A 15,317-nucleotide genomic window follows, 5' to 3' on the forward strand; every position below is an offset into this window, starting at 1 on the left:
CATGACGGCACCACCGGCCCCGCATGTGTGGAATCCTGGGCAAGATCGGGGGAGTTCGTGAAATACAGAGCGGCCGATCGTGGGTGGGGACGTGGATCTTCGATTACTGGGCTCGTTGGAACTGTGGGCCGACGGCCGTCATATCGAGCTGGGACAGCCCAGGCAGCGCATGGTCCTTGCGGCGCTGGCGGCCAACGCGGGCCGGCTGATGACCGTGGACGCCCTGGTGGACCGGGTCTGGGACGACACCCCTCCGGACACGGCCCGTTCGACGCTGTACTCCCATGTGAGCCGCGTCCGGCGCGTGCTGGACGACGCGGCGCGCGGCGAGGACGGGACGGCGGACCATCCGCCGCTCCAACTGGCCCGGGTATCAGGGGGTTACCTTCTGCGGGCGGCGGACGACAGCATCGACCTCCTGCGATTCAGGGCGCTGGTGGGCCGGGCCCGTGGACTGCGTCCGGACGACGCCGAGTGCGGCCGGCTCCTGGCCGACGCCCTCGATCTGTGGCGGGGCTCCCCGCTGGCCGACCTGCCGGGTGCCTGGGCCGAGCGGACCCGGACGGCCTGGCTGAACGAGCGGCTGGAAGCCGCCCTGCAGTGGGCCCGGTCCGAGGCCGCGACGGGACACGCCTCGCAGGCGATCGGCCGGATCCGGGCCCTGTCCGACGAATTCCCCCTGGCCGAACCCCTCGCCGCCCTGCTCGTCAGATCCCTGGCCCAGGCCGGCCGGACCGCCGAGGCCCTGGACCACTACGCCGAGGTCCGCCGCCGGCTCGCCGACGAACTGGGTTCGGTGCCCGGGGTGGAACTGCGCACGGCCTACAAGGAGGCGCTGCGCGACCGCCCCCTGCCCGGCACCGGCACGGAGCCGGGACCCGCTTCGGGCGGCACGCGGACAGCGCCCTCCCGGCCCGCGCAACTGCCCTTCGACGTACGGGCGTTCACGGGCCGTAAGGAACAACTGGACGAACTGTCCCAGCACTTGCTCTCCAGCGGAGAAGGGACCGACGCCACCAACACGGTCGTGGTGTCCGCCGTGTCCGGCACCGCCGGAGTCGGCAAGACCGCCCTCGCCGTCCACTGGTCCCACCGGGTGCGCGAGCAGTTCCCCGACGGCCAGCTCTACGCGGACCTGCGCGGCTACGACACCGACGAGCCGGTGTCCGCGGCCGACGTCCTCACCGGGTTCCTCGTGGCCCTCGGAGTCCCGGGCCCCGAGATCCCGCTGCGTCCCGACGACCGCTCCGCCCGCTACCGCACCGAGCTGAGCGAACGCCGCATGCTCGTCGTGCTCGACAACGCCTCGTCCAGCGAGCAGATACGCCCGCTGCTGCCCGGCGCGACCCGGTGCAGGACCGTCGTGACGAGCAGGGACGTCCTCAGCTCCCTGGTGTCCCTGCACGGCGCCCACCGGCTCGTCCTCGACGTGCTCCCCCCGGCGGACGCCGTACACCTGCTGAGCAGGCTCATCGGCCCCCGGGCCGCAGCCGAGCCCCAGGCCGCGGCCGTCCTAGCCGAGCAGTGCGGACGGCTGCCCCTCGCCCTGCGCATCGCGGCGGAGCTGGCACTCGCCCGTCCCGCGTCGCCCCTGAGCGCCCTCACCGCCGAACTGGACGACCGGCGCAGCCGGCTGGAGCTGCTGGACTCGGACGACGATCCCCGGGCGGCCGTACGCGCCGTCTTCTCCTGGTCCTACGACCGCCTGCCGCCGGAAGCCGCCGCCGCCTTCCGGCTGCTCGGACTGCACCCGGGACCCGATGTGGACGCGTACGCGGCGGCCGCCCTGTGCGGACGACCCGTCGACGAGACCCGGCGGACACTGGACCTGCTGGCCCGCAGCCATCTGATCCAGCCCACCCGCCCCGGCCGCTACGGCATGCACGACCTGCTGCGGGTGTACGCGGCCTGGCAGGCCGAACGGCACGACGGGCCGGCCGACCGCGAGACGGCGCTCGACCGTCTGCTGACCCACTACCTCGCGGCGTCCTGCGCCGCCATGGACGTGCTGTTCCCGGCCGAGAGACATCTGCGGCCCCGGATCCCGGTCCCCCGGACCGAACTGCCGCCGTTTCCCGACGAGGCCCACGCCAAGGAGTGGCTGGCGGCCGAGCACGCCGTGCTCACGGCGGTCACCGCGACGGAGGCCGGGCGTGGCAGGGCCGAGCACGCCGTCGGCCTGTCCACCACCCTGCACCGCCACTTCGACAGCCGCGGGCTCTTCACCGACGCGCTCGTCATCCACGGCAACGCCCTGCGTGCGGCTCGCGCGGCGGGCGACCGGCGCGGCGAGGCCGAGGTACGCACCTGTCTGGGCACCACCCACCGGCGGCTGGCGCAGTACGACGAGGCGGTCCGGCACCATACGGAGTCACTCGCCCTGTGCCGGCGGATCGGGCTGCCGGTGACCGAGGCCCGCAACCTCACCAACCTCGGTGTCCTGCACGAACTGCGCGGACAGTACCGCGAGGCCGCGCAGCGGCACGGCGAGGCGGTCGTCCTCTTCCGGAAGGTCGGGGACATCGGCGGCGAGGCCGACACGCTCAACAACCTCGGCATCGTGCACGAGCTGCTCGACGACTACGAGACCTCGGCGGAACAGCACCGGCAGGCACTCGCCCTCTTCCGTTCCCTCGGTCACGCCTTCGGGGAGGCCAGCGCACTGGGCAATCTCGGCATCGTGCTCTCCCGCCTCGACCAGCACGCGACGGCGGCCGAGCACTTCGAGCAGGCCCTCGCCCTGTTCCGGCGGCTCGGCCACCGCGGGGGCGAGGCGCACGCCCTCAGCAATCTGGGTGACGCCCACCACCGTCTCGGCCACCACCAGGAGGCGGCCACCCGCCAGCGGGCGGCTCTCGCCCTGTTCCAGCGGACCGGGGAGCGGTACGGCGAGACGGGCAGCCTCAACGGTCTCGGCGAGGCCCTGCACGGCTCGGGGCAACCGGACGAGGCCGCGACCGCACACCGCGCGGCCCTCGCACTGGCCATGGAGATCGAGGAGAAGGAGGAGCAGGCCCGCGCCCACATCGGCCTGGCCCGCATCCACCAGGACAGCGACGACCTGGCGACGGCCCGAGGACACTGGCAGGACGCGCTCGCCCTGTACAGCGCCATCGGTTCACCGCGCGCCGCGGGCGTGAGCGAGTCGCTGGCCACCCTGGAGACACGGCAGCAGGAGGACACGCACAGCCCCGACTGCGCCTGAGCCGGTGTCCGCCCTCTCCGTCGTCCGTTGACAGCGGAGAGGGTGCCTCCCACAATGATCAGCATGACCTGGCACTGTTGCGACGCGATGACGGGGCCTCTGCGCGCCCCGAATCGGACCGGGTGCGAACGCTCCGGTCGATAACCGGTTATCTGCTTCACCGCCGAACCGAGCCGTACCACTCTCGCCGCGCCGCAGTCCGGTCGTGCTGGTCATCTCCTCACGTCCCGTGCCTGCCGCCCGACGGCCATCGAGCCATGCGAACGAGGAGCATCTTCATGACGGTCACCATTCCGCAGACGGACGTGCCGCCGCTGCGCGCGGCACACGTGCCGACGGGCGGTATCTACGAGGGCGCCCGTGAGCTGCGGCGCCTGCCCGAGGGCGTGCCCGACCGCCCCTACGGCCTCTTCGAGCTGATACCGCAGGGGAGCACGATCGGGGCCGAGATCCGAGGTCTCGACCTGTCCCGCCCGGTGGGCCCCGCCCTGCGCGAGGAGCTCAACCGGGCCCTGCTGGAGTGGAAGGTGCTCTTCTTCCGCGCCCAGCACCTCACGTCCGAGCAGCAGAGCGGCTTCGCCCGCAACTGGGGTGAGCTGGAGACCAATCCCCTGCTCGCCCGCGGCTCCAGCGCCGACGTGGTGCGCTTCGACAAGGGGGCCGGCGCCACACCGACCTTCGAGAACGTGTGGCACGCGGACGTCACCTTCCGGGAGCGGCCCGCGCTCGGTGCGGTGCTCCAGCTGCGTGAGGTGCCGCCCTTCGGCGGAGACACCATGTGGGCGGACATGGCCGCCGCGTACGACAACCTGTCGCCGGAGGTGAAGGACCGGATCGACGGGGCCACCGCCGTGCACGACTTCATCCCCGGCTTCGCGCGCTTCTACGGGCCCGAGCGGCTCGCCCCGTTCCAGGACGCCTTCCCGCCGGTGGAGCACCCGGTCGTGCGCACGCATCCGGAGACGGGCAGGAAGCTGCTGTTCGTCAACACGTCCTTCACCACCCGTATCACCGGCCTCGCCCGCGAGGAGAGCGATCAGCTGCTGCGCCACCTCGTACAGCAGGCGCATGTTCCGGAGTACCAGGTGCGCTTCCGCTGGCAGGCCGGGGACGTGGCCTTCTGGGACAACCGGGCCACCCAGCACTACGCGGTGAACGACTACGGCTCGCACCGCCGCGTGGCGGAACGCGTCGCCATCGCCGGCGACCGGCCGTACTGAGGCGGGAGGCCGCCCGCGGCGACCACGTCACCCGGCCCCTGGACGAGAACGGTCCAGGGGCCGGAGGTGTGTCTCTTCCCCACTGTTCTTGTCATGCACCTGTACAGATCTTCGGTGTCGTGCTGTCATGCCAACCATCACCCTTTCCAACGTTGTACAGGCTGGGACGGCGAGCCGCCAGCCTTCTCTCCGTACGTGTACGTCCTTGCCCCCGACACCCAAGGAGTCACGATGCGCAGCACCACCCCGGCCCCGCGCCCCTGGACGGTCTGGCTGAGACAGCGGGCGAGGCGGATCACCACCGTGCTCGCCACCCTCGCGCTGGTCTGCACGGCCGCCCTGACCGCCACGGGCACCGTGCAGGCCGCACCGGCCGCGTGGACACCCAAGCCCTCCCCCATGACCACCCCGTGGACCAACCAGGTCTCGGTCGACAATCCGCTGCCGGAGTATCCGCGCCCGCAGCTCACCCGGCCCGACTGGGCCAATCTCAACGGCATCTGGGACTTCGCGGTCACCTCGGCGGACGCGGGCCAGCCCGCGTCGTTCCCCGAGCAGATCCGGGTGCCGTTCGTCGCCGAGTCGGCGCTGTCCGGGATCCAGCGCAAGATCACCCAGAACGACAAGCTCTGGTACAAGCGCACCTTCACGGTCCCGGCGGGCTGGAACGGCCGCCGCGTCCAGCTCAACTTCGGTGCCAGCGACTGGCGTACGACGGTCTGGGTGAACGGCAGCCAGGCCGGCGGCACGCACAGCGGGGGCTACGACTCCTTCTCGTACGACATCACCTCTCTGCTCAACGGCGGCACCAACACGATCGTCGTGTCCGTCTGGGACCCCAGCCAGACGGGCATCGGGGCGGTCGGCAAGCAGCGCATCAACGACGTGGCCCCGCACCCCGGGGGCGGGATCTTCTACACCGCGGCCTCCGGCATCTGGCAGACGGTCTGGCTGGAGCCGACGGCGGCGGCACACGTCACGCGCCTCGACATGGTGCCCGACCTCACGAACAACACCCTCAAGGTCACCGTCAGGGGTGACGGTGTCTCCGGGCAGAGCGCCCGGGTGACCGTGTCCTCCGGCTCGACCACGGTGGGCACCGCGACCGGCGCGGTCGGCAGCACGATCACCGTGGCGATCCCGAATCCGCATCTGTGGACCCCCGAGGATCCGTTCCTGTACGACGTGAAGGCCGATCTGCTCTCCGGTTCGACGGTCGTCGACTCCGTGGGCAGCTACAGCGGGATGCGTTCCGTGGGGATCGCACGGGTCGACGGCGTCCTGCGTCCCGTCCTCAACGGCAAGTTCGTCTTCCAGACCGGCACGCTCGACCAGGGCTACTGGCCGGACGGCATCTACACCGCACCGACCGACGACGCCCTCAAGTACGACCTGCAGAAGCACAAGGACCTCGGCTTCAACATGGTGCGCAAGCACATCAAGGTCGAGCCGCAGCGCTGGTTCTACTGGGCGGACAGGCTCGGGCTGCTGGTCTGGCAGGACATGCCCGCGATGGACACCCGCACCCCCGACAGCGCGGCCCGCACCCAGTGGGAGGCCGAGTACGACCGGATCATCGACCAGCACCGCAGCTCACCGTCGCTGGTGATGTGGGTCGACCAGAACGAGGGCTGGGGGCAGTACGACCAGGCCCGTATCGCCGACCATGTGAAGGCGTACGACCCCTCGCGGCTGGTGAACAACATGAGCGGTATCAACTGCTGCGGCGCGGTCGACGGCGGCAACGGCGACGTCCTGGACCATCACGTCTACGTCGGGCCCGGGACGACCGTGCCCAGTGCCACCCGCGCCGCCGTCCTCGGTGAGTACGGCGGTCTGGGCTTCAAGGTCGCCGGTCACGAGTGGTATCCGGGCGGCGGCTTCAGTTACGAGGACCAGGCGGACCAGGCCCATCTCAACAACCGCTTCGTGGGGCTCCTCGACGCGCTGCGCGAGGTGCGGATGCCCGCCGGACTGTCGGCCTCCGTCTACACGGAGATCACCGACGTGGAGAACGAGGCGAACGGGCTCCTCACCTACGACCGGCAGGTCGTCAAGGTGGACGCGGCCCGTGTGCAGGCCGCCAACCGCGCCCTCATCGACGCCTCGCGCGCCGCGCCCTCCCCCGTCACCCTGCCCACGAACCAGTACAGGTCCCTGCGGGTGACCACCCCCGGCTACACGAACCGCTATCTGCGGCACCGCGACGGGGCCGCCTACACCGATGTGGTCGACGCGAACAGCGCCGCCCTGCTCAAGAGCGACGCCACCTGGAAGGTCGTACCGGGACTCGCCAACAGCGCCTGCTACTCGTTCGAGTCGCGCAACTACCCCGGCCAGTATCTGCGGCACCGTGAGTACCGCGTCTACAAGGAGTCGGGCAGCGGAGCCGTGTTCCAGGCCGACGCGACCTTCTGTGCCGTGCGCGGCGCGAACGGCGCCGTCCGGCTGTCCGCGTCCAACTTCCCCGAGCAGTATCTGCGGCACTACAACGCCGAGTTGTGGCTGGCCACACCGGGCGGCTCCCACGCCTGGGACAACCCCGCCTCCTTCACCGAGGACACCACCTGGGCCGTCGACGCACCCTGGGCCCCCTGACCGCGCGCGAGGGACGGTGACCGCTTCCGGCCACCGTCCCTCGCTCCGCCCGCGCTCACGAGTCCGATTCGGCCGCCCGGTGCGGTGGCGCGGCCGGACGGCGCACGGTCAGACTCTCGACGGCGTACGACATCTCCTTGGTCCCGGCTTCGGGACGCGGGTGGTAACGCCCGGCGCTCACCGAGAGGTTGACGATGAGGTGGGCGTGCCAGTTCTTCCCCACCCCGCGCCGGTCGGCGAAGATCTGTGTGCCGTTGAGCCACCAGATCACCGAGCGGGCGCCGAACTCCACCCGCAGGTCGACATGGCCGCCGGGGCGCACGGCCTCGTCGTGGTGGTAGAGATGCCCGCCGCGCACATGGTTGGAGAACTCCAGCAGATCGGGGTTGTCCGGGTGGTACTCGAACACGTCGATCTCCTGGCCCCCGTCCCGCCAGGTCCAGATGGCCGGCCAGGCTCCGGTCTCGGTGGGCAGACGTACGCGTGTCTCCAGTACGTCCCCCGCACGCAGGAGGAAGTCGTCCTCGCTCCCCTCGGTGGTCAGCAGGCCCGCGTTCCACAGGCCGTCCTTGCGGCGGGTGGCGCGGAACGTGCCGGTACGGGAGTACGCCGGGTCGGAGACCAGGTGGTCCAGTTTGTTGTCGGTCGGATTGACCGGACCGCCCTCGGGATAGGCCCAGGAGCGGCCGGCCACCCACTGCCTTCGCGAACTGAAATCGGCTGTGAAGACGACGTCGGACACAGTCCGGCTCCTTGCGGTGGAGGAACAGGGACACCTGCGCGCAGTCCGTTTCTCCCCGGCCGGCCGGCGCTCATGCGCCGACCGGTCCCACCCGCCGTGCAAACAACCCGCCCGGGTGAACTCCCGGACCGGGCAGGGGTTACCGGGCGGACAAGGGCTGCCGCCCGGTCTCAGGGGCGGGCGGGCCGGCTGCCCCAGTCGAGGCGGAGCACGGCCAGGTCGTCGGAGTGCCGGCCGGCGTTCAGCGCATGGGTCTCCTTGATGAGGAGGTCGACATGGGCGGCCGGGTCCGCCGCAGGCAGCTTCCCTATCAGCGCGAGCAGCCCTTCGACGCCGAGCCGCTCCTCCTTCGTCCCGTTGTGCCCTTCGGTGAGGCCGTCGGTGTAGAGGGTGAGCGCGCCGGTGGCCGGGAGCGGGACGACCGTGGAGGGCCAGCTGTGGACGCCGGGGAAGATACCCAGCGCGATGCCGTGCGCGGCGGTCACCTCCCAGGTCCCCTCAGGTGCGGTGAGGAGGGGTTCGTGGTGCCCGGCGAGGTGGAGGGTCGCGGTGGCGGCCTCCTGGTCGAGGGTGAGCAGGGTGCAGGTCGCGAACAGCTGCTGGCTGCCGCGTTCGGCCATGAGGATGCGTTCCATCAGGTGCAGCAGGTCGTCCCCGCGGTGCCCGCCGAGGACGAGGGAGCGCCAGGCGATGCGCAGGCAGACACCGAGTGCGGCGGCGTCGGGGCCGTGACCGCTGACGTCTCCTACGACGGCGTGCAGCAGCCCGTCGTCCCCTTCGACCACATCGAGGAAGTCCCCGCCGAGCAGGGCCATCGTGGCGCCCGGCAGATAGCGGGACGTCACTCTGACCGTGGACGTGTCGAGGATCGGCTGCGGCAGCAGACCGCGTTCAAGACGGGCGTTCTCCTCCGCCCGCAGCTGCGCGGCCTGGGCCGCGGCGCTCGCACGTTCGGTCTGGCTCCGGTAGACGGCGTAGCGCAGCGTCCGCTGCAGGAGGTCGGCCTCGACCTTTCCCTTGACGAGGTAGTCCTGTGCTCCGGCCGCCATGGCGTCGGTGCCCGCCCGGTCCTCGGACAGCCCGGTCAGGACGATCACCGCGGTGTGCGGGGCGAACCCGCGGACGGCCGTGACCGCGTCGATGCCCGACACGTCGGGCAGGTGCAGATCGAGGAAGATGCAGTCGATCGAGTGGGCGGCCAGCTCGGCGCGGGCCTCGGCCAGCGTGGTCCGGACGGTCAGCTCGAACCCCAGCCCCGTGTCGTGCAGGAGTTCCTCGACGAGCAGCGCGTCGCCCGGATCGTCCTCGATCAGGAGTATGCGGTACATCGGCTTGTCGGAGGCCGCGCCCGGGGCGGCCGTCGTGGGTCCGGTCATCGTGCCTGCTCCGCCTCCGCGCGGGTGGCCTCGGGTGTGATGCCCGCGCCTGGGCTCTCCGGCGGCCGGGGCGCCAGGGTGAAGGTGATGCGGGCGCCGTCGTGGTAGGCCGGGTCGACGGAGATGGTGCCGCCGTGGAACTCGACGATCTTCTTGCACATCGCGAGGCCGATACCGCTGCCCGAGTAGGTGTCCTTGGTGTGCAGCCGCTGGAAGATCACGAAGATCTTGTCGGCGTACTCCGGTGCGATGCCGATGCCGTTGTCGGTGACGGTGAACCGCCACAGGTCGCCTTCCCGCTCCGCCGTGACGTGGATCTTCGGCGTCTCGCCCGGGCGCCGGAACTTGACGGCGTTGCCGATCAGGTTCTGCCAGAGCATGCCCAGTTGGGTGGGGTCCGCGACCAGGGTCGGCAGCGGGTCGTGGGTGATCGTCGCCCCGGCCTCCTCGATGCCGACGCTCATCGTGGACAGGGTCCGTTCCAGCACGTCGTCCAGGTCGACGCTCTGGTGGGCGTTGTGCAGCCGCCCGACCCGGGAGAAGTCGAGCAGGTCGTTGATGAGGATCTGCATGCGGTTCGCCCCATCGACCGCGAAGTCGATGTACTGGTCGGCCCGGCTGTCCAGCTGCCCTCCGTAGCGGCGCTGGAGGAGCTGGGTGAAGCTGGAGACCTTGCGCAGCGGCTCCTGCAGGTCGTGGGAGGCCACGTACGCGAACTGTTCCAGCTCGGCGTTGGAGCGCTGGAGGTCGGCGGTCTGCGCGTCCAGCCGCAGCCGTGTCTCCTCGCTGACGGCCAGTTCCCGGACGAGCCGCCGGCGCATGAAGTCGATCTCGCTGCTCAGCCGCCGGAGGTCCGCGGGACCGGTCGGGGTGATGGGGTGCTCGAAGTCACCTCCGGCGATCGCGCGGGCGTCCGCACCGAGCTGTTCGAGAGGCCTGTTGATGCCGCGCCGCAGCCCCTCGAAGATCAACGCCGTGAGGACGACGATGACCACCGCGATGGCGCTGAACACCCAGTTGCGCAGGGCCATCGTGGACATCAGGTCGTCCCTGGCCTTCACCCGGTCCGCGCGCAGCCGTTCCTGCTGGCCGCTGAGGGCGGTACGAACGTCGTCGAACAGGGCCTTGCCCTCCGCGGCCCGTTCGGTGGCCAGCGGTGAGGGCGAGCCGGACGGCTCGGCGGCGACGGGCCGGGCGATCCTCTCCTGCCACCTCGTCACGGCGTCCTGCACGGCTTTCAGGTCCTTCAGCCGTGCGGGGTCGTCCCGAAGCAGCGTGGCGAGCTGCTTGCGGTTGGCCTCCTGCTCGGTGACCCCCTCCTCGTAGGGGGTGATGAACGCCTTCGTGCCGGTGAGTCCGTAGCCGCGGATCCCGGTCTCCTGGTTGAGGACGGCCGCTTCCAGGCGTATCGAGACGGTCAGCGCGGGCGAGCGCACGTCCACGAGGTCGCTGCTGAGCGTCTCGGTCCGCCCCAGGACGTAGGCGCCCGCCGCCCCCAGCACGGCCAGAACCACCAGGGACGCGGCCACCCCTACACGAAGCCACCGCCTGGTCGTCCACGCGGTAAGCCCTCGCGCACGCGATTGCCTCTCATCGCCGGTCATTCTGCTGGCTCCTCGTCGTGTCTGTCGCCTTGCTTGTTTGGCCAGCACACTTTAGAGGGCGACAACCCTTGTTGTCGCGGGGCACCTCGGGGACCTAGAGTGCCGGGTATGCCAGGCAAGGACTTCGCGCTGCGGATCACTCCGCAGGAGACGGCCACCATCGCGGACGCGACGGTCGGCGATCTCGCGCAGCGCCTCGCCCGCCGGCTGGTGGAAGCCCCGTCGCACCCCGCGTCGGACGACCCGGCACAAGCCCTTGCCCTGCTGCACGTGCTGGATCATCTCAAGCAGGCCGCTGAACGACTCCAGCAGGACGCGGCCGTGTCCGCCGCACGCGCGGGTGCCGGATACCCGCAGATCGGCGCCGCCTGCGGGATGACCCGGCAGGGAGCCCGGCGCCGCTGGCCCGGACTCTTCCACCACTCCCACGAGAAACCCACGGAGCAACCGACCATGACCACCCCCGCCCGCCCCTTCGACGTCCTGCTCGTCGAGGACGACATGGCCGACGCCATGCTCATCGAGGAAGCCCTTTCCGAGCGCGGGGCACGCAATCTCGTCCAGGTCACCGACGGGGTCGCCGCGCTGGAGCACCTGCGGACGCCGGGCACCCCGCGCCCCGACCTCATCGTGCTCGACCTGAACATGCCGCGGATGAACGGCCGCGACCTGCTGAAGGTCCTCAAGACCGATGACGACCTGCAGTCGATCCCGGTGGTCGTCCTGACGACGTCCACCGCTCCGGACGACGTGACGGGCGCGTACAGCAGTCACGCCAACGCCTATGTGACCAAGCCCGTCAACCTCGACGAGTTCGAGCAGGCCGTCCAGAGCATCGACGCCTTCTACCTCGACACCGCCACCCGGCCCCGCCCCTGAACCGCGGGACGCGTCACGACGGCCGTGCCAGCCGTGCGAGCACCGTGCGCACCGCCCTGGACACGGCCTCACGTGAGGCGTCCGTCGGTTCGTCGGTCTCGAAGCCGTGGCGGCCGTGCGGGACGTCGATGATCTCGACCGGGGCGTTCGTCTCCTGCGCCGCGGTCACGAAGTCCCCCACGGTGGCGGCGATCTGCGGTGTCTCCAGGCCCGCCCGGGTGAGGACGACGGGCGGCAGGGTTCCGGCGGCGGCGCGGAGCGCGCCGACCGGGTCGAAGCGGGGGCCGACCGCGCCCCAGCCCGGCAGCGGGGCCAGGATCGGGTAGGTGAGCGCCAGGCAGCGCAGCCACGGCGGAGGCGCGGTGATCCAGTCCGCGGCGAGCAGTCCGGCACCGGAGAAGATCCACAGGGCGATGCGATCCGCGTCGACCCGCGGGTCGGCCCGCAACAGGCCGACGGCCTCCGCCACGTCGTCCGCCGCGCGCGCGTAGTCGGTGAGGCCGTGCAGCCGGTGCTCCACGACGGCACCCACCGCGCCGAGGCTCGCCGTGTATCGGGCGTAGCCGAGGTAGAAGGGCGAGTCGCGCGGCGCCGGGACGAGGTCCGCCGGCACGGGCCCACCGTGCACGAACAGCACCGCGGGCCAGGACTCTTGTGCTTCTTCCGCCGCCCCTGCCTCCCCCGCTTCGGTCTCCGGCAGGTGCAGGTCCACGCGCCCGTCGCGCACCCGCGGACGCTCCGGAGCATCGAGCAGAAACGGCCGGGCGTACGAGGACCTCGCCTCGGGTACGGTCAGCCGGCGCCCCTCGTCGGCCGCCGCGCGGAGCAGTGTCCCGGCCAGTTCGTCCGGGCAGGAGAGCATCGGCCAGTGGCCGGTGGCCAGTTCGAAGAAGCCCACCCTCGGATCGGCCAGTTTCCGCAGATGCGGCGGACCGGTGCGTACCAGCGCCTCGACCAGTTCCACGGTCGTCCCGCCGGCCGTGCACAGGATGCCGGTGGTGGGCACGGCCGCGGCGGCGCCGGTCAGGCGCAGGGGCCGGGTCAGCGTGCGCGCCGGCTGCGGGGCGGCCGACCGGCTCAGCAGGTCCAGGTGCTGTACCGACAGGCCTTCCGTGCTGCCCCAGCGCTGCCATTGCGCCGGCTCCGGCGGCGGGACGGGCCTGGTATCGCCGTTCGCGCGCAGCAGTTCGTGCACCGACGGGTCCGGCACCAGGGTGAGAGCCGTGTCGCCGTCCTGCGGCATCCCGGCGTCCAGGTGCACGACGCGTGCGACCTGCTCGGGGCGGCGGTCCGCCGCGCCCAGGACGGGGTGGACGGCGTAGTCGTGGCCGACCAGTACCACCTCCCCCGGGGGCTCGGGGGAATCGGACAGATCGAGGGAGTCGATCAGCCGGACCACGTCCTCGATGTGCGTCTCCAGATCGGCCTCGGGCTGCCTGCTCAACGACACCGGGTGCGCCTGCGCGCCCGACTCCCGGAGCCGCCCGACGACTTCGCTCCAGATTTGTCCGTCAGTGAACGGGCCGGAGACCAGGACGAACACGGACATCGGTACCTCCAGGGTGGGTTCGGGACGGCCGACCGTCCTGGCCGGCCACCGTCCTGGCTAACCTAGGAACTCCCCCTGAGGGAGGTTCAACCCTTGCCACCCGACATCCCGAGCGGCGTGAGCGGCATCGAGGGCGTCAACGACGTCGACGGCACCCTGAGCATCGGCGAGCTCGCTGCGCTGGCGCGGACCACGGTCAAGACCGTCCGCTTCTACTCCGACCGGGGCCTGCTGCCCGAGGCCTCCCGCAGCGGCGGCGGCCACCGGCGCTACGGTCCCGGGGCGCCGGAGCGGCTGCGCATGATCCGCTCGCTGCGCTCGCTCGGCGTACCCGTCCCGGAGATCGGGCGAATCCTCGACCGCGGCGACACCCTGGAGGCCGTGGTCGCACGCCGGTTGGCCGACCTCGGCAGCGAACTCACCGCCCTGCGCTGGCGCGAGGCCGCACTGCGGGCGGTGCACGACGGCGACCCGGAGCAGCTCGCGGAGCGCCTGGAGCTGATCGGGGCGGTCGGTGTCCCGCCCAGCACCTCGGCCCTCGCGCACTACTGGCGCCGGGTGCTGCCGGTCCGCCTCTCCGCCCGGATGCGCGGTGCCGTCACCGAAGCCGCCGTCCCCGAGCCCTCGGCCGACCCGACTCCGGACCAGGTTTTCGCCTTCGCCCGTCTCCACGCCCTGGCGACGGCCGCCACCGATCACTGCCTCGTGTCCCACCGGCCCGCCACCACCGCACACCCGGACCTGCTCTACGGCGGTCTGCACGAGGCGTATCTCCTGGTGGTCGCCGCCCTGCGGGCCGGCCGCGCTCCCGGCCCGGGTGAGGCACTGGACTGTTACGTCGCCGCCCACGCCCGCGACTCCGGAACCCGGGACAGCCCCGCCTTCCGTCGCGCCCTCACGGTCCGCCTCGCCGCGGCGGACCACCCGGTGATGGCCCGCTACTGGCAGCTGGCGGCGGAGTTGACGCCCCGTCCGACCCTCGGCGGGGCGGACTCCTGGCTCCGTGAGGCGTTGGCCACCGGCGTGGCGGCGGCCTGATCCCCGCGCGCCGTGGTGCGCCGCGGCGTTCTGGAGGAAGCCGACACCGGGGTGGGGGTCATGGACGCGGTCATACGGGCCCATGGACGTCGGACACATGAGCTAACTCTTGTATCGGAAGGCCTGATCCGGCGACAGGCTGGCCGTGGCAAACGTCAACTCCCTAAGATGTAGTTCCTGTTACGGATGCAGCTGGTGCCGATCGAGCCGGGGGAACCATGAACACCGACAGGCCGCTGTCCAAGAAGATCGACGCCACTGTTCCGACCGCCGCCCGCATGTACGACCACTATCTGGGCGGCAAGGACAACTACTCCGCGGACCGCGCGGCCTGCGAAGAACTCGACAAGGTCGTGCCCAGCACCCGTCGGCTGGCTCTCAACAACCGGCGCTTCCTGCAGCGGGTCGTCAGGACACTGGCGACGGACTACGGGATCCGGCAGTTCCTGGACCACGGATCCGGCCTCCCCACCCAGGACAACGTGCACCAGGTCGCCCAGAGCATCGACCCCGACTCACGCGTGGTCTACGTCGACAACGACCCCATGGTGCTCGTCCACGGCCGGGCGCTGCTGGACCAGAACGACCGCACGGCGGTCATCCACGCGGACATGCGGAACACCGAGGAGATCTTCGCCCATCCCGACACCCGGCGTCTGATCGACTTCTCGCAGCCGGTAGCCGCGCTGTTCAACTCGGTCTTCCACTGCATCCCCGACAGTGACACCGACGGCCCGCAGGCCGTGGTGGGGCGCGTCGCCGAGCGGCTCGCACCCGGCAGTTTCATGGTGATCTGCCAACTGGTCAGCGAGGATGCCGAGGTACGGGCCTTCGTCACCGACTTCATGGACCAGGCGACACAGGGCCACTGGGGACGCGTACGCCAGGAGAAGGACGTGGCGGCACTGTTCGACGGCATGGAGATCCTGGAGCCGGGGCTGGTGGAGGTCTCCACCTGGCGCCCCGACACGGAGGTGCAGACGCGTCAGCTCTCCCAGGAATGGATCGAGTTCGGCGGCCTGGGCCGGCTTCCCCAGGTCTGACGACTCGGTCCAACGGCTCGGTCCGACGACTCGGTCCGACGATTCTTGTCCGCCGCGCGCGGG

The 15,317-nt window shown here is 71.2% G+C and carries 10 protein-coding genes; 6 read left to right on the forward strand and 4 right to left on the reverse strand.

Annotation, left to right across the window (positions count from 1 at the left end; all coding sequences use genetic code 11):
* Positions 1-91 precede the first annotated feature (91 nt).
* From C6Y14_RS15130 to C6Y14_RS15140, 3 genes are all read left to right on the forward strand, one after another.
* Positions 92-3,205 (forward strand): AfsR/SARP family transcriptional regulator, encoded by a 3,114-nt coding sequence (locus C6Y14_RS15130; RefSeq protein ID WP_225891090.1) that lies wholly within the window; start codon positions 92-94, stop codon positions 3,203-3,205.
* A 278-nt stretch (positions 3,206-3,483) separates the two neighbouring features.
* Positions 3,484-4,425: a TauD/TfdA dioxygenase family protein gene (locus C6Y14_RS15135; RefSeq protein WP_107017177.1), complete on the forward strand. Its 942-nt coding sequence runs from the start codon at positions 3,484-3,486 to the stop codon at positions 4,423-4,425.
* 231 nt (positions 4,426-4,656) lie between these two features.
* Positions 4,657-7,023 (forward strand): AbfB domain-containing protein, encoded by a 2,367-nt coding sequence (locus C6Y14_RS15140; protein ID WP_107017178.1) that lies wholly within the window; start codon positions 4,657-4,659, stop codon positions 7,021-7,023.
* A 55-nt stretch (positions 7,024-7,078) separates the two neighbouring features.
* On the opposite strand, the gene C6Y14_RS15145 is transcribed toward C6Y14_RS15140, so the two are convergent.
* From C6Y14_RS15145 to C6Y14_RS15155, 3 genes are all read right to left on the reverse strand, one after another.
* The gene (locus C6Y14_RS15145; RefSeq protein WP_107017179.1) at positions 7,079-7,765 is read right to left on the reverse strand and encodes a LamG domain-containing protein; all 687 of its coding nucleotides are present in this window, start codon (positions 7,763-7,765) and stop codon (positions 7,079-7,081) included.
* Between the two features lie 170 nt (positions 7,766-7,935).
* A complete protein-coding gene (locus tag C6Y14_RS15150) occupies positions 7,936-9,141 on the reverse strand; it encodes a PP2C family protein-serine/threonine phosphatase (RefSeq protein WP_107017180.1) in 1,206 nt (401 codons plus the stop codon).
* Positions 9,138-10,745, reverse strand: coding sequence for a sensor histidine kinase (locus C6Y14_RS15155; RefSeq protein WP_107017181.1), 1,608 nt, complete (start codon positions 10,743-10,745; stop codon positions 9,138-9,140). Before C6Y14_RS15155 ends, C6Y14_RS15150 begins: the two co-directional genes overlap by 4 nt.
* A 108-nt stretch (positions 10,746-10,853) precedes the next feature.
* On the opposite strand from C6Y14_RS15155, the gene C6Y14_RS15160 reads away from it, so the two are divergent.
* Positions 10,854-11,624 carry a response regulator gene (locus C6Y14_RS15160; RefSeq protein WP_199854741.1) on the forward strand — a complete coding sequence of 257 codons (771 nt, stop codon included), beginning with the start codon at positions 10,854-10,856 and terminating at the stop codon, positions 11,622-11,624.
* Positions 11,625-11,637: 13 nt separating this feature from the next.
* On the opposite strand, the gene C6Y14_RS15165 is transcribed toward C6Y14_RS15160, so the two are convergent.
* Positions 11,638-13,173, reverse strand: coding sequence for an alpha/beta hydrolase (locus C6Y14_RS15165; protein ID WP_107017182.1), 1,536 nt, complete (start codon positions 13,171-13,173; stop codon positions 11,638-11,640).
* 93 nt (positions 13,174-13,266) lie between these two features.
* Between C6Y14_RS15165 and C6Y14_RS15170 the strand changes: the two genes are divergently transcribed.
* Positions 13,267-14,211, forward strand: coding sequence for a MerR family transcriptional regulator (locus C6Y14_RS15170; protein ID WP_225891091.1), 945 nt, complete (start codon positions 13,267-13,269; stop codon positions 14,209-14,211).
* A gap of 218 nt (positions 14,212-14,429) precedes the next feature.
* Positions 14,430-15,254 carry an SAM-dependent methyltransferase gene (locus C6Y14_RS15175; RefSeq protein ID WP_107017183.1) on the forward strand — a complete coding sequence of 275 codons (825 nt, stop codon included), beginning with the start codon at positions 14,430-14,432 and terminating at the stop codon, positions 15,252-15,254.
* Positions 15,255-15,317 lie beyond the last annotated feature (63 nt).

Origin of the sequence: Streptomyces dioscori (genome assembly GCF_003024195.1) — a bacterium.
GTDB classification, from domain to species: Bacteria; Actinomycetota; Actinomycetes; order Streptomycetales; family Streptomycetaceae; genus Streptomyces; species Streptomyces dioscori.